Here is a 21642-nt window from a genome sequence, read left to right as displayed (position 1 = left end):
CCCTAACTGGCAACTTGTTCTTCGAGGGCGGCCATGGCCAAGCGATCCTCCTCTTCATAGTTGTATTGGGAGCTATCGCGCACCTCAATTTTCCAGCCCGTTAGGCGAGTTGCCAAGCGCACATTTTGGCCTTCCTTACCAATGGCTTGGGAGACCTTATCCGGTGCCACAAGGACATGGGCAATGCGGGCTTCGGGGTTGATTAGCCGCACATCCTCTACCGGGGCGGGACTGAGGGAATTGGCAATATAGGTGGCTGGATCCGGCGACCAGCGGATCACATCAATTTTTTCCCCCCGCAGTTCATTCACCACTGCTTGAATGCGGGATCCCCGTGCCCCAATACAGGCACCCACCGGATCGACATCCCGCTCTAAGGTATCCACGGCAATTTTGGTGCGGGGGCCGACTTTATGATTCGGGGGATTGGCTTCGCGGGCAATGGCCACAATCCGCACCACTTCATCCTCAATTTCTGGCACCTCATTGGCAAAGAGATAGACCACCAAGCCAGCATCCGCACGGGAAACCTCCAATTGGGGGCCGCGCTGAGGTCCCTCTTTGACGCGCTTGAGATACACCTTGAATGTGGAGTTAGCGCGATAGTTGTCGTTGGGAAGTTGTTCCCGTTTCGGCAGTTCGGCCTCCACTTCCGGTTGGCTAGCATCGCTGCGCACAGCCATAATCACCGATCGCCGCTCAAACCGCAGGACGCGCCCCATGAGTACGGTGCCCTCGAGGTCTTTGAATTCCTCTTGGACGAGGCGACGCTGTTGATCTCGCAATTTCTGCGCCAGCACTTGCTTGGTTTGCATGGCGGCCATGCGGCCAAATTCTTGGTGGTCAGGGGTCACATCCAACAGCACCGTATCGCCGACACGGGCATCCTGCACCACCTCAATCACATCGGCAAGGGCAATTTCGCGATCGGGGTTCGCCACTGTTTCCGTAATCGTTTTGGTGGCCAAAACGCGGAAGCCCTCCTGCTCGGTGTCTAGTTCCACTTCAAAGTTGGCAAAGTGGTCTTCTTCAAAGTGACTATGATCCGGGCGCAGACTGCGGCGATAGCGTTCGTATCCCTTGAGCAGTGCTTCCTTGAGGGCTTGATGCACTGCGTGCTTGGGCAAATTCCGCTCTTGACTGATTTCATTGATCATGGCCCGTAGGCCGGGTAAGCGATAGATGGTCATCGTCTGTTACAACCTCGTTCATTGAGTAGATCAACTGCTGCTAAGGCTCACTGCTGGGGGTGTACAGTTGGACACTGGCAATGAGTGAGCGGGGAATCGCCAGCGATCGCCCCCGTTGATTGAGATAGACATTCACCGCGTCACGGCGAATCAGGTTGCCCTCCCAAAGGGTTTTGCCCCGATGGGGTGCGGTGGTCGTGACCCGTACAGGAAAGCCACGAAAGGCATCAAAGTCGCGATCGCTACTCAAGTAATCCGACAGGCCGGGACTCGACACCTCGAGAACGTAGGCAAACTCCAACTCTGGCAGCCCATCCAAAGCCATCTCCAGTGCCCGACTCAGCCGTTCGCAATCCTCTAAGCTGGTGTCATTCTCAGGATGGCGCACCTCCACCCGTAAAATCGGGGGCGATTGATGGGTCAGCCACTGCACACTCACCAGATCAAGGTGTTCTTGGTCGGCAACCTGCTGGGCAAGGGTTTGCACCACAGGCAAAAGCATCTGTATCTGCATAGGAAATAAAAAAGGCGGGACATTGCCCACCACACCCAAACAATCTCAGAAAATGACAACCCCACTTCCCTAGGGGAAGGAGACTTTTGAACCGTTCACAACAGAACGTTCATGGGTGCTGCCAATACACCACTCTTCGTAGCACTTAGTATAGCAGCTAACAGTGGGCGATCGCCACCCTGACCAACAGACCCGAGACGCTCCTAGCGATCGCTAAAATCGCCATTCGTCAGCTCATCACCGTCGTAGTCCTCTTCTTCTAGCTCCAAATCCTCCAAGACAGGATTCAAGAGCACTGCCATCTCCGCCTCATGGTGGGTGAGCCACTGGCCTGGGGTGCGGAACCAGCGGGGTGGGTTAATGTAGCGAGCATAGTACCACGGGGGAGCAGTGGGCTGGCTAATTTCCGCCTGTACCCGAATCTTCTCACCCGCATAGTAGGCATCTTCGGGCTCCACTTCCAACCATACTTTTTGGCCGATGATTTCTTGGGGGAGCATCATAATGGCAATTCCTCGGGGAACCTCTCCTACAGCCCTTTTCTGGAAGTACTACCCTGTCTCACGTGTGCTTTTACCGTGTTGAGGATATCTCATCCTTAGGAAAAGAACTGTACCTTACCTTAATTCTATTCAGTTGTAGCCGATCTGAGGAAATGTTGCAGTTACTCACCATCGCCCATCGCCAACGAGGGGTAGGGCTGCTGCCGTTTCGGATCCTCGAGCTTTAGGGAAATGAGTCCAGCACAGAGGACAAAGACCATCGAAACCCACAGACAGCCGACAATGCCCCAAATTTGATAGATGAGGCCAGAGAGAACCGTTCCTGCTAGTCGCCCGCCGGAATTGGCCATGTAGTAAAAGCCAACATTCAAGGCCACCTTTTCATCATCGGTGTAGGCCAGCACCAAGTAGGAGTGGACTGCCGAATTCATGGCAAAAATCAAGCCAAAAAGGAGCAAGCCGCCAATAATGACGGCATTGGGATTCCAGTGGCTCATCAAGCCCAAGGCAATGACTGCTGGCACAATCGTCAGTGTAAACGTCCAAAACTGAATAGTGGCGGCTTGGGGAGGGCGACCGCGATTGAGGTATTTCAACAGCAGGGGTGCCGAGGACTGAACACCCCCATAGCCAATGACCCACAGGGCGAGAAAGCCCCCCACTTCATAAAATGACCAGTTGAGAACACTTTGGAGATAGACGGGCAAACCCACCACAAACCAGACATCCCGCGCACCAAAGAGGAAAAAGCGAGCGGCAGAAAGAATATTGATCTCCTTGCTCTTGGAAAAGAGTTGGCGAAATTTGATTTTCTTTTTGATCTGCCCCATCCCCCGTGGCAATAACAAACCGCTGAACAGGATCAAGATAAGCGCGATCGCCATAATCCACAGGGACGCTCTATAGCCCGCCAATGTCAGCAACACACTGCCAACAAAGAAACCCACCCCCTTGAGGGCATTTTTAGAACCCGTCAGAATCGCCACCCACTTAAAGAGCCGTGACTCCGCCTCTTGGGGCACCACTAAGCGAATGGCGCTCTTAGAACTCATCTTTGTCAGGTCTTTGGCCACCCCCGACATCGCCTGTGCCGCCATCACATAGGGCACCGCAAACCACAAGGGCCATTCTTGCGTTAAGGGCGTGAGCATGATCAGCGAGATCACCTGTAAACCAATGCCCGCGTAGAGGGTGACATTCAGCCCTAAACGGGAACCAATCCAGCCACCGAGAAAGTTGGTGACAATGCCAAAAATTTCATAGAAGAGAAAGAGGAAGGCAATTTGCAGCGGTGTGTAACCAATTTGGTTAAAGTAGAGCAGCACTAGCATCCGCAGTGCGCCATCGGTAATCGTGAACCCCCAGTAGGCGAGGGTAACAATCATATAGTTGCGGACACTGGTGGACACAGCCATAGCAGACTCCCTAGGGCAAAGTAGTGGCGACGTGACGAGCTAATTCGGCCATGCGATTGCTGTAGCCCCATTCGTTGTCGTACCACGCGAGAATTTTTACCTGCGTTTCATCCACAACCATCGTGGAAAGAGCATCGACAATACTTGAACGGGGGTCGTTGCAATAGTCAATGGAAACAAGAGGGCGCTCCTCATAACCGAGAATTCCCTTGAGCTGACCGTTTGCCGCCGCTTTCAGGGCTGCATTCACCTCTGTTACACTAGTGGGGCGGCTGACTTCAAAAACACAGTCGGTGAGCGACGCATTCAACAGCGGTACCCGCACGGCTAAGCCATTGAGTTTGCCTTGGAGTTCTGGATAAATCAGCCCAATAGCAGTGGCTGAACCCGTGGTTGTCGGCACAAGAGACATTAGACTAGAGCGGGCACGGCGCAAGTCCTTGTGGGGGGTATCCACCACTGTTTGCGTATTGGTGACATCGTGGATCGTGGTGATCAAGCCGTGGCGAATGCCAAGGGTTTCGTGAATGACCTTAACGACGGGGGCAAGGCAATTTGTCGTACAGGAGGCGGCGGTGAGTAAGTGGTGTTCTTGGGGATTGTAGAGATGGTCATTGACGCCCATGACAATGTTGAGAGCCTGTTCTTTGACGGGGGCAGCAACAATCACTTTTTTCACCCCAACTGCAAAGTAGGCCGCCAGTTGCTCAGCGGTACGGAATTTACCGGAGCACTCTAGGACAATGTCCACCGCGCGCTCTTGCCAAGGTACCTCTGCTGGGGTTTTTGCTTCCGAAAAGGTCAGGATCTGATCGTTGATGGCGATCGCCCCCTCTTTGGCCTGAATGGCTTGGGGCCAGCGGCCATGCACCGAGTCAAACTCTAGTAAATGGGCGGCAGCGGTTGTGCCTCCTTTAATCTCGTTAATGTGGCGAAAGTCGAGTTCAGGCCAACCCCACGCGGCACGCAAAACCAAGCGACCAATGCGGCCAAAGCCATTAATGCCGATGCCAACGCCCATCGTTGCTGCTCCAGCGGGACATCCCTACGTTATTTCAAATAATCTTGAATTGTCAATCAGCAAAAATTCTTTCTGAAAGGAATGCTCTTAAACGTGGGAGCAGGGGGGTTGACTCGGATCTTCCCAACACGGCGGCAGCGTCGGCTCAGGAATCGGCTGGGCAGGGGTACCAAAAACCATTTCGCAACTGTAGTCGCTAAAGTTGGGCGTCATCGTCAAGGGAATGCCAAATCGCTGCCGAAAGAATTGCTCTGTGGGCTTTTTGCACAGGTTGATACAGAGTGCCACGCATTGAGATTCAGCAAGATAGCGGCATTTTTGAATGCGCACGCCACTGTGTTGCCATTGGCGGGGTTGATCGGGGGGAATGACCTCGACCCAGTAGCGATCGCTGGCTCCCACTAACCAGCCCGTGAGGCGGGTGGCAAACCACGCATTCCACTCACAGACCCAACGGGTCGGGCGAAAGAGTGTGCGCACCAAGGTGCTGATGACAGGGGGGACTAACCGATCAAAGACGGTGGCCACGATAGCCTGCTGCTGCACGGGCGATCGCCCCTGCTTCACTTGCCGTGTGATTTCAACAAAACCAACATAGTCGAATCGCTGTGGCTCAACTCCAATGACACTAGCGATCGCTCGAATCAACCGAGCCAAGCACCATCGCTCTAGCCAGTTGAGGGACTCAGGCGGCATCGTCAAGCTGATCGAGCACCTCAAGGGCAGCACGGCGAACGATTGGATCCGTTTCCTGTCCCAGCAGCAAATACAGGGCTTCCTGCACCTGGCGGCAATCAGTATTTCTAGGGACACGTGCTAACTGGCGAATGGCCACTAGCCGATGGAGCGGTTGCGGATGGGTGAGGTCAGCAAACCATTGGGACACCTGTTGGGTCTGATGCTGCTGTTGCAGTTGCCCCATGAGCGTCCCAAGCAGGGCAATGACGGCCACTAAAAGAATGCCGAGGATGACAAGCGCCACCACGAGCCATGGATCTGCGGTGTGCTGACCCAAATGTAAAAGGGTATAGGTGCCCAAACAGGCCAACAGACCCGCGACCACCGTAAAGGCGAAGGGATGGTGTAGCCATTGGGACATCTGTTGGCGCAGGTCTTGCCATAGGGTCAACAGTCGGCATTGCCAGCGACTGAGGAGAAAAATCGTACCCACACCGCTCAGGGTGGCCACCATCAAGGGGCCATCGGTTTGCCACAGGAGAAGGCCGGCCCCCAGTCCGCCGATGACCAGCAAAAGACGCTCAGACAGCAGATTAAAAACGAAGGATTTCCAGCGCAGCCGTTGCGATCGCGTCGCGTGCCCTTTGGGCAATCGCCTGTGGTGCAACACAGCTGAGTGCCGTTGAGGTCGCGGCAATGACCATTTCGCCCAAGAGGTAACCATAGGGTGGGTGTACTGCCAGTTGATGCCTTATTTTACAGTAATTCTTAAGGTACAGCCCATCTGGACTGACTCGACTATCCTTTCCAGCGTAGGATCACCACTTCTTCGCGCAGTTGCTCCTTGGTGGCACTGGCAAACCGTGTTCGGAAGAGATCTGTACGCACAACCTCATAGCCAAGGGATTGGGCGGTGTCGGCTAACAGCTGGCCAGTGGGAATCATTACGCGCAAATAGGAGGTTTGGTCACCCACGACGTAGGCTAGTTGGGCATTGGGGCGCAGGAGCAATCGCAAGGCAGCCAAGTGGCGCGCCATACCGCCGAAATAAAGCCTTGTTACTTTGCTGTAGCGCCTTTCAAAGCCAGACGTTTTACCCAGCTCAATTCTGCGGCGTTCAATTTCAGCTGCTATCCTCTGAATTTCGGGATGATTTTGAACCCAGCGATCGTCGTCATCGGCCTTATACACATTGCGGGTATTGGAACGCAGTAGACTCTTTTTCAAAGCCTGTAAATCCGCCTTGGTTTTGATGAAACCTAGGAGTACCAATTCAAGGCGAGTTGTTCTGGTGTAGTCCTTTTCGTTGGGGTAAGGGGGCGACGTGATTACCGCATCAACGGACTGCGGCGGCAATACTCGGTCAGGACACCTTGCATCCGCCAGATAGACGTGGGCAGGGGCATCATTTTGATTTTTGACCTGCCGCAAATCCTCCACCATTTCATCAATTTTGGCGAGCCAAGCACTAATCACTGGTGCATCAACTTTAGGCTTGCCAACACCCACTTCAGGGCCAAAGCGCAAATTACTCACGGCAAAAACCAGTATGTTGGCGATCGCTAGCAGTTGATGCCGATAGACCTGTTCTATTCTGTATTTCTCTAAGCAGTCAAGGAGTACCAAGACCTTGTGCAAGGGAATCGGGCTGATCGACCCCGTAAGGATGAGTTTATGTTGCTCTGGCGAGAGTTGGCGTAACGGTAGATCCGCAATATTCCCCTCAAAAGGCAGCGAGTCCTCTATCCCTTGCTGCCGCAGGATGTCAAGGGCAAATTCTGCGATCTCACAGGAGTGACGGTAGAGTAAATCCGGATCAACATGCCAATCTGTCTTTACCGATGTGGCAAAATGGGCAAATGGATTGGCTTCGGTACCCAATGAGGGGATTCCACGCAGCTTCGACTCAACCAGCGTTGTGCCTGTGCCGCAAAAGGGGTCGAGGATGACACTCTCTGCATTCAAGCCAAAGTCTTCTATATAATCCCTCACAAGATGGGGCGGATAAGAGAGCACAAACCGATACCAGTCATGAAAGGCGCGGTCTTGCTCATCTATCTTGTTGATATTGCCATTGTCTTTGGGAACGGTTGTATCCTTAGAATGTTTTAGCAACTCAACTCCTGTGGCGATTTGCTCCTAATCCTCTAAAGTCTATGAAAAATTGACTGCATTGGCAGGGGGTTCACTTCACTGCCTCAAAAAGCGGGCACTCTTTAGGCCTCTTTGCAGCGTTCTTGATCCAATTGAGGTCGTTTAGGGCAGACGTTGAATCTCAGCGCGGAAGCCATTGACCTCCATAAAGGCGCGCATTTCGGTGGCATTGGCCTCGTTTTGGAAACTTCCCACTTGTAGGGCGCGGCGCTGACCCAAGGTAATGGGTATCACTTCGGGAACGAGCGATCGCAGGCGTTCTTGATTGGCCAGATCATCCTCCCGCAAATCCAAAACAATGACTCGAAACCGCGTTCTGGGGGCTACGGGAGCTAGTGTTGCCAAGTTTGCATCAGAAATGTCTGGTGGGGGCGGCAATTGATTCATCGCGCGATCGCGACCCACAAATCCCATCGGAATCGGGCCACTAGGCACCGGCAATCGTTCGAGGGAGTTGTCAAGCTGCTGCGGCGGTGGGGTGGGAATTGGCGCGGTACTCACCTCTGGGGCAGGCACGGGAATCGGGATGACGGTATTCACCTCTGGCGGTGGCACGGGGATGGGAATCGGTTCTGCCGCCAATACGGGCGTCCCCCAACCCATTAGGATCAAACATAGGTGACTCAACCACGGCTGGGAGTGAATGCTGAAACGGCTCATCAAAAACTTCATTGCGCTATCAACAATGCCGATGAACGGTGAACAGAACTGTGTTGATTCTTTTCTGTGGGGATCGGACGTGCTATGCAAAATTTAGCTCCCGGATTTGAGGGGCAACGCATCCGGCGGATTCTCGATGCCAACCTTGACCGTGCCCGCGAAGGTCTGCGGGTGATTGAGGAATGGTGCCGCTTTGGCCGCGAAGATGCTGCCCTGAGTGCAGAATGTAAAGATTTGCGCCAAACCCTTGGCCGCTACCATACCCCAGAGTTGCGGGCGGCACGACAAACGGATCAGGATCCGGGGACTGCTTTGAGTCATCCCCAAGAGCGCGATCGCCAGACCCTCAGCGAGGTGCTCACCGCTAACTTTGCCCGTGTCCAAGAAGCCCTGCGGGTGATTGAAGAATACGCGAAATTGACGGACACTGAGCTGAGTGACACCGCCAAAGCCCTCCGCTATCGCGTTTACATTCTCGAGCAAGCCCTGATCCTCAACCCGCGCCAAGCTCGAGCGCAACGCCTGCAAGGGGCAAAGCTCTATCTGGTGACTGCCCCCAGCGATCGCCTGCTGGAAACCGTCGAAGCTGCTTTGAAGGGGGGACTGCCCCTTGTGCAATACCGCGACAAAACCAGTGATGATCACACCCGTCTAACCACGGCTCGCCAGTTACAAGCGCTCTGCCAACGCTACGGCGCCCTGTTTTTGGTCAACGATCGCGTGGATATTGCCGTTGGTGCCAATGCCGATGGTGTCCACCTCGGACAGACGGATATTCCCATGGAACTGGCTCGGCAAATTTTAGGGCGCGATCGCCTCGTGGGACGCTCGACCACCAATCCCCAAGAACTGGAGCGCGCCATTGCTGAAGGTGCCGATTATGTGGGTGTTGGGCCGATTTTTGCGACTCCTACCAAGCCCGGTAAAGCGGCTGTGGGCTTTGACTATCTCCAATACGCCCGCAAACACGCCCCGATGCCGCAGTTTGCCATTGGCGGCATTGATCTCAGTAACATTGATGAGGTGGTCAAGGCCGGGGCGACTCAGGTGGCCGTTGTCCGCGCCATTATGGATGCGGCTGACCCAGAGGCAACCACCCGAGAATTATTACGACGCTTATCTCAAGGGGAACCATCATGACCTCGGCGGCTGAGATTACTGCTGCTGTGCGGCAACTGTACAATACCTATCCTTTTCCGCCGGAACCGCTCCTTGATGAGCCACCACCGGGGTACAACTGGCGCTGGTCTTGGCCGGCGGCCTATAGCTTTTGCACAGGACGCTATCCCTCCCAGTTGGACGTTGCCATTCTCGATGCCGGCTGTGGCACCGGTGTAGGAACGGAATATCTCGCCCATTTGAATCCGCAGGCAAAGATTACCGCGTTGGATCTCAGTGAGGGTGCTTTGGAGATTGCCCGCGAACGCTGCCGGCGATCGGGCGCCACCAATGTCGAATTTCACCACCTGAGCCTAGAGGATGTGGCACAACTGGGGCAAAGGTTCCAGATGATTAACTGCGTGGGCGTGCTGCACCATCTGCCGGATCCGCAGCGGGGCATTCAAGCTCTCGCCGATGTTCTTGCCCCCGGCGGCATTTTGCACATCTTTGTTTATGGAGCCTACGGTCGCTGGGAAATTAAACTGATGCAGCAGGCCATTGCCCTCCTTCTAGGGAGCGATCGCCACAACTATCGCGAGGGGGTGGCCATTGGACGACAACTCTTTGCCGCATTGCCGCAGAACAACCGCCTGAAAAAGCGCGAGCAGGAGCGCTGGAGCCTCGAAAATCAGCGGGATGAATGCTTTGCTGATATGTATGTGCATCCCCAAGAAATTGACTACACGATCGCCAGCCTCTTTGATCTCATTGCTGCCTCTGGCCTAGAATTCGTTGGCTTTTCCAATCCCCAAGTGTGGCGGTTGGAGCGGCTATTGGGCAGCCAGCCAGAACTTTTGCACCGGGCACAGCACTTAGATCCGATCCAGCAATATCAACTCATTGAATGCCTTGACCCTGAGGCAATGACCCACTTTGAGTTCTTTTTGGCCAAGCCGCCGCTGCCCCGTCACGATTGGTCTGAGGATGCGGCTTTGCTGGTGGCCATTCCGTGGCGACACCCCTGCTTAGATGGCTGGCCAGGAGCCTGTGTCTTTAACTGTCACTATGATGTGATTCAGCTCAATCAGGCTGAGCAGCAATTCCTGACGGCTGCGACGGGTCAAAAAAACGTGGCTGAGGTATTAGCTGAGCAACCGGACTTCAATCTTGCAGGGGTGCGATCGCTCCTTGAGCGGGACTTACTTCTCTTAGGAGTAAAAGAATGACGGATCTACTGGAAACAGTCTCTGCCAGTGGTGCAGTCTATGATTGCAGTCATTGGGGGCGCCTACGCCTCACGGGGGGCGATCGCCTGAAGTTTTTGCACAATCAAAGCTCCAATAATTGCCTTGTCCTGCAACCCGGCCAAGGGGCAGATACGGTTTTTCTGACCTCGACGGCGCGCACCCTTGATCTTGTCACCCTACTTGTTCATATAGAGTGGGTGGATCTACTGGTGTCACCGCAGCGCCGCGAGTTTCTCTTGAAATGGCTCGATAAGTACATCTTCTTTGGCGACGATGTGCAGGTGAGCGATCGCACTGCTGAGAGCTACTGCTATCGAGTTTTTGGGAGTGTTGCTGAGAAGATCAGCGCTCAATTTGGTCTTGAAGGATTAGCGCATCCCTATGATCATGTCACTGTCACCCACGAAGGTGTTCCCTTAACCCTTGCTGCCACCAGTGGCCTAGCAATTCCGGGTTTCACCCTTTGGAGCGATCGCCCCCTCAGCGATTTACTTCATCCCTATCCCCAACTGAGTGATGCCGACTGGGAGCACCTACGCATCCGCCAAGGCCGTCCGGCTGCCGAGGCTGAACTCACCGAAGACTATAACCCCCTCGAAGCCCGACTGGGGCATACGATTTCTTTCAATAAGGGCTGCTACATTGGCCAAGAAACGATCGCTCGCCTCAACACCTACCAAGGGGTCAAACAACATCTCTGGGGACTGGACTTAAGTGCCGTAGTGACACCCCCCACCCCCTTACTCCTAGCCGGTGAAAAAGTGGGTCTGCTCACCAGTTGTACTCCCCTAGAGAAGGGTGCCTTTGGCCTCGGCTATGTGCGCACAAAAGTGGGCGGTGCTGGGTTGACGTTGCACACCCCAGAGGGCGTGACTGCCCAAGTGGTCGAGGTACCCTTCTTAAGAACTGTTGCCTAAAAATACTCTCATTAGAGAATGTTATAATCCAATCGGTTCGTGCAGACGTTTACTGACCGAAGGAAGGAAGCCTATGGCCACGGCACAGGTATTAGCGTTCATGCAAAAGACCGCTGAGGATGCCAAACTGCGGGATGAATTGGAAAACCTTCTGGGGGTAGGGGATGGCAATATCAGCGGGGCTGCCGAACTCGATGCCGAGGAACTGGCCGCGCTGCGGGGAAAAATGGCACCGAAAGTGGTGGATTTTGCCAGTCAGCATGGTTTTGAGTTTTCCACCGATGAACTGGTGCAGGTGGTGGATTCCTTTGCCCAACATCAGGCGGGGGAAATCAGTGATGACGAATTTTCAGGCATTTTAGGCGTTCCTGTGAATAGTGACCACGCTGAACACCAAACCCAAGTGACCAATCCACTCCAGCGCCTCGCCCGCTACCTCGGTAAAACCTATTTGGGTATTGGTGCGGATGAGGAGAGCGAATAAGGCTCAACAACTCTCAGCAAGACTGCGTCCAGCCCGTCGTAAAATCCGTTTGTGGTCCCAATGGTTGCTCCCTGGGCTACTGGTGAAACGATGGCTCCTAATTAGTGCAGTTGGCGTTTTGCTGGCTAGTCTGGGCTTTGCCATTAGCATCAACCTCACCCCCATTTTTTACTTCCTGCAATTTCTAGAGCAGTTTGTTCAAAGTATTGCCCGTTTTGTGCCCAGCTACATCAGTGGCCCTTTACTGCTGCTTGGGGGGTTGGCACTGATTGCTTGGGGCTATGCCCGTACCCTTGGTTCCATTACGGAAGTCCTACTGCCAGAGGACGATAAGGCGCTTGTGGAGCGACTCCTCACCCATCGGCGCTTGGGGCGAGGCCCGAAAATTGTGGCCATTGGGGGCGGTACGGGGCTGTCAACCCTCTTGCGGGGACTCAAGCTCTATAGTTCCAATATCACTGCCATTGTGACGATGGCCGATGATGGCGGCTCATCCGGACGACTGCGGCGAGAAATTGGGGTGCTGCCACCGGGGGATATTCGCAACTGCTTGGCGGCGCTAGCGGATGAGGAGAAAATCGTCACCGAACTCTTTCAGTACCGCTTTGAGGCGGGCGATGGCTTGGCGGGGCACAGTTTTGGCAATTTGTTTCTGACGGCGATGACAAATATCACGGGGGATCTGGAGCGAGCGATCGCCACCAGTTCAGCGGTCTTGGCCATTCGTGGTCAAGTGTTGCCAGCCACCCTAACAGATATGACCCTTTGGGCACGCCTTGCCGATGGTCGCCTCATTCATGGGGAGTCCAACATTACAGCCGCCCGCGGCAAAATTGTCGAAATTGGTTGCTCTCCCCCTGCCCCCAAAGCCCTACCCCGCGCCATTCAAGCTCTCCATGAAGCCGACTACATTATCCTTGGCCCCGGCAGTCTCTATACGAGTATCATTCCCAATCTTTTGGTGCCTGAGATTGCCCAAGCCCTAGCGGAGCGGCAGTGCCCCTGTGTTTACGTCTGCAACATTATGACGCAGCCGGGGGAAACCGATGGCTATGCTGTGAGTGATCATGTGCGTGCTCTTGATGCGGTCACGGGCGATCGCCTGTTTGATGCAGTGCTGGTGCAAAAATATCCCCCCAGTGCTGCTCACCTTGAACGCTATGCGCAGCAGGGAAGTACCGCTGTGGCTATTGATCGGGAAGCCCTGACCCGCCAAAACTGTCGGCTGATCCTTGCTGATGTGATGGACGAATCCACGCCAACCGTGCGCCATGATTCGCAAAAGTTAGCAGCCATTCTGATGCGTTGGTATGAACGCGTGCGATCGCTCTAGCCTTGTGCCTTGGGAAGGCGATCCCTAATAATAGAACCGTTGCACTTGGGTCTGTGGCCTGCCATGTCCTTGGAACTTCTGCGATCGCTCGTGTGGATGGACTACCGCCTTGCGGTGCTCTTTACTGTAATTATTCCCTTGATCCTGTTGCTGTGGTCAACGGTTAAAAATGTGCCAGCGATTACCCAACTGCTGATTATCTATTGGCGGGTGGCCAGTCTATTGGCGATTACGGTGTACCTGATGATGCCGCAGTGGCCAGTGGCCTACGTCACCGGATTTATGGCCTTGGTGCTGATTCCCATTAGCCTCTGGTTTTGGGTGGATCTCAATGAGGAAATTAGCGATCGCCAAGATTTGATTGGTCAGGTCTTTAGTAGCTGGCGCTGGGCAATCACGCTCTACTGTATCCTTGCCGCCATTGGTCAGGCCTTTTATTTGCCCTGTGCGTTTGTCGCTGGTGCCGTTCAGACCCCCAGTTGCCAAGTCTGGCTCGAGCCACCCCTGATGTTCAAAGATATTTTCCATGCCCAAGCCCGCGCCGGTACCCTTGGCTTCTTTGCCGCCGTTGCCCTTGTCATCTATATGCTCTATCTGAGCTACTTTGTGTTTGTGCGCTTACCCAAGCAGGGGCGATCGGCGACGGGTCTATAGCCTATGCCGCTGCAACGCATTCTTGAACCTGAGGTCATGGAGACGCCAGAAACGGCTGCCGCCTATGACGCCATGGATTTTACTGCTGTTAATGCCGCCTTCTGTGAAGATTTAGCCGCAGTCTTAGCCAGTGTTGAGCAACCTCTAAAAGTTTTAGATGTGGGTACAGGAAACGGGCGGATTCTGCAAATGCTGCATCAACGCTATCCCCATTGGCAACTAACAGGGATTGACCTCAGTCCAGCCATGCTGGCGATCGCCCGCCACCACAGTCCGCAATTAAACTTTATTCAAGGGGATGCCAAAGCCTTGCCCTTTGCCGACGCGAGTTTTGATGTTGTGATCAGTAATAGCTTGATCCATCACCTAGCGGATCCGCGGCCTGCCCTTGGCGAAATGCTGCGGGTGCTGCGTCCCCAAGGGACGTTGTTTATCCGTGACCTTTATCGCCCAGAAACATTGGCCGAACTGCAAGCCTTGGTTGAGCAATATGCGGGTCAAGACCCGCCCCAGCAACGGCAACTGTTTGCCGATTCGCTCCATGCGGCACTGACCTTAACGGAAATGGGGGATCTGTTCAAAACCTTGCCGCAGCCGCCGCAGCAGTGGCAAGCCACCCTCACCTCCGATCGCCATTGGACCGTTGTGGCACAGCGCTAATGAACCGGCGGCATTACTTTATTGCTTTGTTGCCCAATGCTGACATTCAGGCGGAAGTCACCCGCCTCAAGCAGTATTGTTGCGATCGCTACCAAACCCAAGCAGCACTACGCTCCCCACCCCACGTCACCCTCTATCCCCCCTTTTGGTGGCCAGATGTAGCAGTAGCAGATCTAGAGCAAGCCCTAGAAACCTTTTCCCGCCAAGCTGCTCCAGTGGAATTGATTCTCAATGGCTTTGCTGCCTTTCCGCCGCGGGTCATTTACATTCATGTTGCCGCCACCCCAGATCTGAAAATGCTCCAAGCCAACTTAGTTAAGAGCGTAGCTCAACCCTTGAACCTTCCCTTCACCCGGCGGCACCCTTTTACCCCCCACATGACGATCGCCTTTCGTGATTTAACCAAGGACAACTTTCGCCACGCTTGGGCAGACTTTCAAGCACAATCCTTTGCGGCTCGCTGTTGGGTATCCCACCTCACACTGCTGGTGCACAATGGCCGCCGCTGGCAGATTTATCGTGAATTTTTGTTAAGAAATCTTGCCCCTGATGCCCCTTGAAATCAATTTGCAACAAGCCAATGACTTGATTTTTGCCAACTGCGGAATTATGATGCAAGGAACACTTTTCTCTCAGACTTCCTAAAATCAGAAGTATAGCCCTTTGCCCAAGGATGGCCCACGCTTAAAATCGTGAAAGCCGATACGGGAGAAGACTGTTTCTCCTATATTTCAGGAAAGGGTTGTAAAACAATATTGTAGTCTTGGTAGTGATAAATACTTAGTGACTTTCATGCGCTATATGAGGCTAGAGGCAAGTGCTGATATTAAGGGGGGAGTATTTGTGTTTTCTATCGTTTGGAGCAACAGAGTTGAATTCAGACGCTTCCATGATCTGAGGAATTTTGGGGAGTCAATGGATCAGCAGTAGCCCATTGCTGAGGATAAGGTTATGAAACTGGAAGATATCTACACCTTTTTCCGCCAGCCACCGCCTGTTTACCTGAGCAAGGAAGTTGCGGTGTGCTATGTGCTCTATACCCTTGTGGAAAAGGGGGACTCCTATGGCACGGCGCTGATTCAAGCCATTGAAAACGAATATCCTCTTTACCGCCTTTCTGATACGGTTCTTTACAGCGCCCTCAAATTCCTCGAGGATGAGGGAATTATTGATGGTTATTGGAAGAAGGTGGAAGGTCGCGGTCGGCCGCGGCGAATGTACCACATTGTTGGCGAAAAGGAGCAACAGGCGCGGGAACTTTCGGAGCTTTGGCTACGCTATTTGCAGGAACATCCCCACCGTCAGGAGTAATCTAAGCATCGAGTTGGCGCAGGCGATCGCGCACGGCTTGCATATCCTGCCACGTTAGCCACTTGGGACTGCCCGGCTCCCGCGAGTTATTTCGCAACAGATAAGCAGGATGAAAAATCGGCATACACCAGCGTCCCTGCCATTCAATCCACTGGCCACGAATTTTGGTAATGCCGCGATTATCTTTCAGCAATCCAGAGACAGCCGTTGCCCCCGCCAGCAAAATAATGCGGGGATTCACCAAGCGAATCTGCTCTAGGAGGTAGGGCAAACAGGCTGCTGCTTCAACGGGTGTTGGGACGCGGTTGCCGGGGGGGCGGCACTTCACAATGTTGCAGATATAGGCATCCCGTTCACTATCGAGATTGACCGAAGCAAGGATTTTATCGAGGAGCTGCCCTGCCTTGCCAACAAAGGGGCGACCTGTTTCATCCTCCGCTTGACCCGGTCCTTCCCCAATAATCATCAGCTTGGCGGCGGGATTACCACGGCTGACCACCACATGGGTACGGGTGGCCGCTAAGCCACAGCGTTGACACTGCTGACAATGCGCCGCAAGCGCCTCCAAGTCGCGGTAGGTACCGGTGGGAATGGGCACCTCAGCCCGCAGTGGAATTTGATCGTAGGTGGCAGCATCAAGGGGCGTCGCTGGTGCAGGTTCGGCCTCGGTGGGGGTGTCAAATAAGCTAAATTGCAACGGTTCACTCATGTGGATCGTAACTTCCTGAGAATAATGTTAAAGAAACTTCACGAAACTTAGGAAAAACTTAGGACAAATCGCACCAATTTTATGGCGATCGCCAGAACCTTAATTTATCTCACAAAAGTATTTTACAAATTAATAACTACGGCGAAACAGGTTTCCCACCGCATTGTATAAGAAATACCTGAAGGGTTTAACAGCACGGTTGTTGACCTCACCTAGGGAAACACAGGCTGTTATTCGACCTTTCCGGCACCCACCACTGTGGTGTTCGTGACCTAACATATCCACACCAAGGATCAGCTTGGTCGCTCTAAGGTTGCTTGACACAGCCTTTATGGGTTGACACAAAAACACCATAAAAATCCTGCAATCCCGCTAGGGGCAGGAATGTCAAGAAGTTCTAACTTCTTTAACAACCTTTAAGGAGAATTGATCCATGCTAGATGCATTTGCCAAAGTTGTCGCTCAGGCCGATGCCCGCGGTGAATTCCTCACCAACGCCCAGTTCGATGCCCTGTCCAACTTGGTGAAAGAAGGCAACAAGCGTCTGGATGCCGTCAACCGCATCACCAGCAATGCCTCCACGATCGTTGCTAACGCTGCTCGTGCCCTCTTTGCAGAGCAACCCCAACTGATCCAACCCGGTGGGAATGCTTACACCAACCGTCGTATGGCTGCTTGCCTGCGCGACATGGAAATCATCTTGCGCTATGTGACCTACGCCATTTTGGCCGGTGACTCCAGCGTCCTCGATGATCGCTGCTTGAACGGTCTGCGGGAAACCTACCAAGCCCTTGGTACCCCCGGCTCCTCCGTGGCTGTGGCTATCCAAAAAATGAAAGATGCCGCGATCGCGATCGCCAATGATCCCAATGGCATCACCCCTGGCGATTGCAGCGCCCTGATGTCCGAGATTGCTGGCTACTTTGATCGTGCCGCTGCCGCCGTTGCCTAAGACACAGCTACCGTCTTGTAACTTTGACCGTTCTGAACACGCACATTTTTTAGGGAGATATTTTATCCATGAAAACGCCGATTACTGAAGCCATTGCCGCCGCCGATACCCAAGGTCGTTTCCTTAGCAACACCGAGCTGCAAGCGGTTGACGGTCGCTTCAAGCGCGCTGTGGCCAGCATGGAAGCTGCTCGCGCCCTGACCAACAATGCTCAGAGTCTGATTGACGGCGCAGCCCAAGCGGTGTACCAAAAATTCCCCTACACCACCACCATGCAAGGCTCTCAATATGCCTCGACCCCCGAAGGCAAAGCCAAGTGCGCCCGTGACATCGGCTACTACCTGCGGATGGTGACCTACTGCCTCGTTGCCGGTGGCACTGGTCCCATGGATGAGTACCTCATCGCTGGCTTGTCTGAAATCAACAGCACGTTTGATCTCTCCCCAAGCTGGTATGTGGAAGCTCTGAAATACATCAAAGCCAATCATGGCTTGACGGGCCAAGCTGCGGTGGAAGCCAACGCCTACATCGACTACGCCATTAACGCCCTCAGCTAATAGGCGTTTCCCTTCATTGCCCGGTGAGGTAAGCAGATGTTGTCGGCGTTGGGCTGACCCTTTGTTTACAACACCGGGCTTGTTTGTACCCTCGATATTTAGGAGTTTGTACCGTGGCTATTACTGCTGCTGCTTCGCGCTTGGGTACCTCCGCCTTCAGTGATGCTCCGCGGGTGGAGCTGCGTGCCAACTGGAGCGAGGAAGATCTAGAGACTGTCATCCGTGCCGTTTACCGTCAGGTCTTGGGCAATGACTATGTCATGGCATCGGAGCGTTTGGTGAGTGCGGAGTCACTGTTGCGCAATGGCAAAATTACCGTGCGGGAGTTTGTGCGCGCAGTGGCCAAGTCGGAACTATACAAAGAGAAGTTTCTCTACGGCAATTTTCAAACCCGTGTCATTGAACTGAACTATAAGCATTTGTTGGGGCGGGCACCCTACGACGAGTCGGAAGTAATCTTCCATTTGGATCTCTACGAAAATGAGGGCTTTGATGCCGACATTGACTCCTACATTGATTCCCCCGAATACACCGATAGCTTTGGGGATTGGGTCGTGCCCTATTACCGTGGCTTTAATAGCCAGCCGGGTCAGAAAACAGTGGGCTTTAACCGCATGTTCCGTCTCTATCGTGGCTATGCCAATAGCGATCGCGCCCAAGCAGAAGGCAGCATGTCCCGTTTAGCGCGGGATCTGGCTACCAACAGTCCCAATACGGTGGTGCCGCCTTCGAGTAGCGATACGGCCTTTGCCTACTACACCCCCAGTGCCGATGTGCCCCCACGGGCTTGCTTGGGTGGTTCCTTTGGTGAAAGTGGCCGCGTCTATCGCATTGAAGTGGCGGGCATTCGCCAACCGGGCTATCCGGGGGTGCGCCGCAGCAGTACCGCCTTCTTGGTGCCCTATGAGCAACTGTCGAGCAAAATGCAGCAGCTTCAGCGCACGGGTGCTCGCATTGTCAGTGTCAATCCTGCCTAGGAATGTTTGTTTAGCGTCCTTTTGAGATTGGGAGTCAGGTGTCATGTTTGGTCAAACTGCGTCTGGAAGTGCTGCCCTTAGCCCCTCCGGCGCTCGCGTTTTCCGCTACGAGGTTGTGGGTCTGCGTCAAAACGAAGAAACTGACAAAATGGGGTTTCCGATTCGGCGCAGCGGTAGCACCTTTATTACGGTGCCCTATAGCCGCATGAATGAAGAGATGCAGCGCATTACCCGCATGGGGGGCAAAATCGTTTCCATTACCCCCGTCGTCGCCTCCTAATTGGCTGAGGTCTGGAGAGGGAATGACGGCGGTCTCTGAACCGGTACAACTGACGGTTCCCCAAATGCTGGCGCAGCTTCAGGGGACGGATACCAGTCTCCGCTACTATGCGGCGTGGTGGCTGGGGAAGTTTGGCCTAGAAACGGCAACGGCAGCGGAGCGGCAGGCCATTGTCAGCGCTTTGATGATGGCTTTAGCCGATGAGGCCGATCGCACAGAATTGGGGGGCTACCCTCTGCGACGAAATGCCGCCCGTGCCTTGGGCAAGTTGGGCGATCGCCAAGCCGTACCGGCGTTAATTGAGTGCTTGCGCTGCGAGGATTTTTATGTCCGTGAGGCGGCGGCCATTGCCCTTGGTCAGTTGGGAGATCCCCAAGCGATCGCGCCCCTGCAATCGCTCCTAGAAGGGGGTGTGGCAATGGCGCGGCTCGTCCCCGGGCGCCCGCATCTGGTGCAGCCGGTGGAAGCTGTGATTGAAAGCTTGGGTCACCTTGGTGCCACTGAAGCCATTGCCCTGATTGAGCCATTCTTGGCCCATGAAATGCCGCGAGTCCAATTTGCCGCTGCGCGGGCACTTTTTCAGCTCACGGGAGCGGCCGAGTATGGCGATCGCCTGCTGGCGGCTCTCAACAGTGAGGATGTGCAACTGCGGCGGACAGCGCTTCTGGATTTGGGAGCGATGGGCTATCTACCCGCAGCAGAGGCTATTTTGCAGGCGGGTGTTGAAGCGAGCTTCAAGCTCATTGCCCTCCACGGCATCCTCAGCCAGCAACTGCGGCAGGCCGCCCCAGCCGAACAGACCCTCTCCCTCTTTCAAGGATTGGATCAACTGCTGTGAGTGATCTCCATCCCTATATCCATGCCGTTGAGACCGCCACCTCTGCTCCTGCCCTATGCGAGGCGGTGGTTCAGCTTGCCCAGCAAAAAGACACCGCTGCCATTCCCACGCTGATTGCGGTTTTGGGGTACAACAACCCCGCTGCTGCCCAAGCCGCTGTGGCAGGCCTCATTGCCCTTGGGGATGCTGTCGTGGAGCCGCTGTTGGCACAGTTGGATGGATACAACTACGGTGCCCGTGCCTATGGGGTGCGAGTTTTGGGAAGCATTGGTCATCCTGCCGCCCTACGGGTCTTATTGGCTGCCGCGCAGTCGGATTTTGCCCCCAGTGTTCGTCGCGCCGCCACAAAGGCCTTAGGAACGCTCCGCTGGCAGTTAATCCCTGAAGAGACGGCAAGAGAGGCTCAATTAAGGGAAGCACTCACAGTTCTTCAACGCAACAGTGAAGCAGCGGATTGGGCGGTTCGCTATGCCGTGGGTGTTGCCCTCGATCATCTGCATCAGCAGGCGGCTGCTCGTGCCCTTCGGGAAGCGGTGCGTTTCCTCCTCAATCATTTGAGCGATCGCGACCCCGACATTGTTGTGCGTTCCCGTTGTCAACTTGCCCTCCAGAGGGACTCTCTGTCCATGCACACCTAAAAGGATTGGAAAGTTATGTCGTTACCCTTGCTGGCTGTGAAGCCCAGAACCCTTGACCAGCGGGTGGTCAGTTATGAAGTCCCCGCCGAGGATGATCCCGTCATCTACCGCCTCACCGATGCCACCGATGCCGCAGACGTGGATGCCCTGATTTGGGCAGCCTATCGCCAAATTTTCAGCGAGCACCTGATTTTGGCCTCCTACCGTCAGCCCTTCCTAGAATCCCAACTGCGCAATCGTGCCATTTCCGTACAGGATTTTATCCGTGGCTTGGGTAAGTCCGAGGTCTATCGCGAGCAAGTGGCAGCCGTCAATTCCAATTACCGCCTCGTGGATGTCTCCTTCAAGCGATTCCTTGGCCGCCCCACCTATGGCCAGCAGGAGCAGATTGCTTGGTCAATTATTTTAGCCACCCGTGGCCTAGAAGGATTTATTGATGCCTTGGTGGACAGCGACGAGTACCAGCAAAACTTTGGTGCCGATATTGTCCCCTACCAACGGCGGCGGCGCATGGCGCGTCCTTTTAACCTCGTTAATCCCCGCTACAGCGACTACTGGCGCAACAAGGAAATGTCCCTGAGTGGTCGTTCTTACTATCAAGTGCGCTACTACACCGCAGGGCCACTGGACAAGCAAATTATCCGCGGCGCGATTCCAGCCAACTTCCTCTCTATGGCGCGTTCAATTGTGGTGCCTACCCTCGATACTCAACGCCATGTGGCACGGGCCACCTCCAGTTTGGTGACGGTTCCCAACACCGCCCAAGAGCGGGATTTGCCGCCGACACCGGTCAAACCTGTGCCCGTTGCGTTGCCCTATCGTTATTTGCCCTCTCAACCAAAGGTGTAA

The 21642-nt window shown here is 54.3% G+C and carries 26 protein-coding genes; 16 read left to right on the top strand and 10 right to left on the bottom strand.

Annotated features, from left to right (window positions below):
• Positions 1–2: 2 nt before the first annotated feature.
• The 9 genes from nusA to M0646_RS03565 form a co-directional block, all read right to left on the bottom strand.
• Complete coding sequence (nusA, locus tag M0646_RS03605; protein WP_149818240.1) at positions 3–1190, bottom strand: transcription termination factor NusA; 1188 nt, start codon at positions 1188–1190, stop codon at positions 3–5.
• Between the two features lie 40 nt (positions 1191–1230).
• On the bottom strand, positions 1231–1692 hold the full coding sequence (gene rimP / locus M0646_RS03600) for a ribosome maturation factor RimP (RefSeq protein ID WP_190278200.1): 462 nt from the start codon (positions 1690–1692) through the stop codon (positions 1231–1233).
• A 215-nt stretch (positions 1693–1907) separates the two neighbouring features.
• Positions 1908–2207 carry a hypothetical protein gene (locus M0646_RS03595; protein ID WP_149818236.1) on the bottom strand — a complete coding sequence of 100 codons (300 nt, stop codon included), beginning with the start codon at positions 2205–2207 and terminating at the stop codon, positions 1908–1910.
• Between the two features lie 161 nt (positions 2208–2368).
• Entirely contained in the window at positions 2369–3622 is a 1254-nt protein-coding gene (gene arsJ / locus M0646_RS03590) for an organoarsenical effux MFS transporter ArsJ (RefSeq protein WP_149818233.1), read from the bottom strand.
• Positions 3623–3632: 10 nt separating this feature from the next.
• Complete coding sequence (locus M0646_RS03585; RefSeq protein ID WP_286649883.1) at positions 3633–4643, bottom strand: ArsJ-associated glyceraldehyde-3-phosphate dehydrogenase; 1011 nt, start codon at positions 4641–4643, stop codon at positions 3633–3635.
• A gap of 87 nt (positions 4644–4730) precedes the next feature.
• On the bottom strand, positions 4731–5339 hold the full coding sequence (locus tag M0646_RS03580; RefSeq protein WP_226972039.1) for a DUF4033 domain-containing protein: 609 nt from the start codon (positions 5337–5339) through the stop codon (positions 4731–4733).
• Positions 5329–6045 (bottom strand): hypothetical protein, encoded by a 717-nt coding sequence (locus M0646_RS03575; protein ID WP_286626607.1) that lies wholly within the window; start codon positions 6043–6045, stop codon positions 5329–5331. The genes M0646_RS03580 and M0646_RS03575 overlap by 11 nt, the downstream gene beginning before the upstream one ends.
• A 74-nt stretch (positions 6046–6119) precedes the next feature.
• The gene (locus M0646_RS03570) at positions 6120–7436 is read right to left on the bottom strand and encodes a DNA methyltransferase (protein WP_286649882.1); all 1317 of its coding nucleotides are present in this window, start codon (positions 7434–7436) and stop codon (positions 6120–6122) included.
• Between the two features lie 141 nt (positions 7437–7577).
• Positions 7578–8135 carry an SPOR domain-containing protein gene (locus tag M0646_RS03565; RefSeq protein ID WP_190278198.1) on the bottom strand — a complete coding sequence of 186 codons (558 nt, stop codon included), beginning with the start codon at positions 8133–8135 and terminating at the stop codon, positions 7578–7580.
• An 84-nt stretch (positions 8136–8219) separates the two neighbouring features.
• Between M0646_RS03565 and M0646_RS03560 the strand changes: the two genes are divergently transcribed.
• The 9 genes from M0646_RS03560 to M0646_RS03520 all read left to right on the top strand — a co-directional run bounded on the left by M0646_RS03560 (position 8220) and on the right by M0646_RS03520 (position 15842).
• Complete coding sequence (locus tag M0646_RS03560; RefSeq protein WP_286649881.1) at positions 8220–9275, top strand: thiamine phosphate synthase; 1056 nt, start codon at positions 8220–8222, stop codon at positions 9273–9275.
• The gene (locus tag M0646_RS03555; protein ID WP_286649880.1) at positions 9272–10462 is read left to right on the top strand and encodes a bifunctional 2-polyprenyl-6-hydroxyphenol methylase/3-demethylubiquinol 3-O-methyltransferase UbiG; all 1191 of its coding nucleotides are present in this window, start codon (positions 9272–9274) and stop codon (positions 10460–10462) included. Before M0646_RS03560 ends, M0646_RS03555 begins: the two co-directional genes overlap by 4 nt.
• Complete coding sequence (locus tag M0646_RS03550) at positions 10459–11400, top strand: folate-binding protein YgfZ (protein WP_286649879.1); 942 nt, start codon at positions 10459–10461, stop codon at positions 11398–11400. Before M0646_RS03555 ends, M0646_RS03550 begins: the two co-directional genes overlap by 4 nt.
• A gap of 73 nt (positions 11401–11473) precedes the next feature.
• On the top strand, positions 11474–11884 hold the full coding sequence (locus tag M0646_RS03545; RefSeq protein ID WP_149818217.1) for a hypothetical protein: 411 nt from the start codon (positions 11474–11476) through the stop codon (positions 11882–11884).
• The gene (gene yvcK / locus M0646_RS03540) at positions 11868–13217 is read left to right on the top strand and encodes a gluconeogenesis factor YvcK family protein (protein WP_190278196.1); all 1350 of its coding nucleotides are present in this window, start codon (positions 11868–11870) and stop codon (positions 13215–13217) included. Before M0646_RS03545 ends, yvcK begins: the two co-directional genes overlap by 17 nt.
• Positions 13218–13280: 63 nt before the next feature.
• Positions 13281–13871, top strand: a complete 591-nt coding sequence (locus tag M0646_RS03535) for a DUF3177 family protein (RefSeq protein ID WP_206199560.1) — start codon at positions 13281–13283, stop codon at positions 13869–13871.
• Between the two features lie 3 nt (positions 13872–13874).
• Positions 13875–14531: a class I SAM-dependent methyltransferase gene (locus M0646_RS03530; RefSeq protein WP_286649878.1), complete on the top strand. Its 657-nt coding sequence runs from the start codon at positions 13875–13877 to the stop codon at positions 14529–14531.
• Positions 14531–15091 carry a 2'-5' RNA ligase family protein gene (locus tag M0646_RS03525; protein ID WP_286649877.1) on the top strand — a complete coding sequence of 187 codons (561 nt, stop codon included), beginning with the start codon at positions 14531–14533 and terminating at the stop codon, positions 15089–15091. The genes M0646_RS03530 and M0646_RS03525 overlap by 1 nt, the downstream gene beginning before the upstream one ends.
• A gap of 391 nt (positions 15092–15482) precedes the next feature.
• The gene (locus M0646_RS03520; RefSeq protein WP_149818207.1) at positions 15483–15842 is read left to right on the top strand and encodes a PadR family transcriptional regulator; all 360 of its coding nucleotides are present in this window, start codon (positions 15483–15485) and stop codon (positions 15840–15842) included.
• Position 15843: 1 nt separating this feature from the next.
• Here the strand turns inward: M0646_RS03520 and M0646_RS03515 are convergent, their stop codons facing one another.
• Positions 15844–16551, bottom strand: a complete 708-nt coding sequence (locus M0646_RS03515; protein ID WP_286649876.1) for a uracil-DNA glycosylase family protein — start codon at positions 16549–16551, stop codon at positions 15844–15846.
• 433 nt (positions 16552–16984) lie between these two features.
• On the opposite strand from M0646_RS03515, the gene M0646_RS03510 reads away from it, so the two are divergent.
• From M0646_RS03510 to M0646_RS03480, 7 genes are all read left to right on the top strand, one after another.
• Positions 16985–17503, top strand: a complete 519-nt coding sequence (locus M0646_RS03510; protein WP_011057792.1) for a phycocyanin subunit beta — start codon at positions 16985–16987, stop codon at positions 17501–17503.
• A 68-nt stretch (positions 17504–17571) separates the two neighbouring features.
• The gene (cpcA, locus tag M0646_RS03505; RefSeq protein ID WP_149818203.1) at positions 17572–18060 is read left to right on the top strand and encodes a phycocyanin subunit alpha; all 489 of its coding nucleotides are present in this window, start codon (positions 17572–17574) and stop codon (positions 18058–18060) included.
• A 113-nt stretch (positions 18061–18173) separates the two neighbouring features.
• Positions 18174–19037, top strand: coding sequence for a phycobilisome linker polypeptide (locus M0646_RS03500; protein WP_149818201.1), 864 nt, complete (start codon positions 18174–18176; stop codon positions 19035–19037).
• 43 nt (positions 19038–19080) lie between these two features.
• On the top strand, positions 19081–19317 hold the full coding sequence (locus tag M0646_RS03495) for a phycobilisome linker polypeptide (protein ID WP_024124994.1): 237 nt from the start codon (positions 19081–19083) through the stop codon (positions 19315–19317).
• 22 nt (positions 19318–19339) lie between these two features.
• Positions 19340–20155: a HEAT repeat domain-containing protein gene (locus M0646_RS03490; RefSeq protein WP_286626597.1), complete on the top strand. Its 816-nt coding sequence runs from the start codon at positions 19340–19342 to the stop codon at positions 20153–20155.
• Positions 20152–20793 (top strand): HEAT repeat domain-containing protein, encoded by a 642-nt coding sequence (locus M0646_RS03485; protein WP_225901515.1) that lies wholly within the window; start codon positions 20152–20154, stop codon positions 20791–20793. The genes M0646_RS03490 and M0646_RS03485 overlap by 4 nt, the downstream gene beginning before the upstream one ends.
• A 15-nt stretch (positions 20794–20808) precedes the next feature.
• Positions 20809–21642, top strand: a complete 834-nt coding sequence (locus M0646_RS03480) for a phycobilisome rod-core linker polypeptide (protein WP_149818193.1) — start codon at positions 20809–20811, stop codon at positions 21640–21642.

Origin of the sequence: Thermosynechococcus sp. B3 (assembly GCF_030323045.1) — a bacterium.
GTDB lineage: Bacteria > Cyanobacteriota > Cyanobacteriia > Thermosynechococcales > Thermosynechococcaceae > Thermosynechococcus.
Note: the sequence above shows the minus strand (reverse complement) of the source record. Positions and strands in the feature narration are given on the sequence as shown.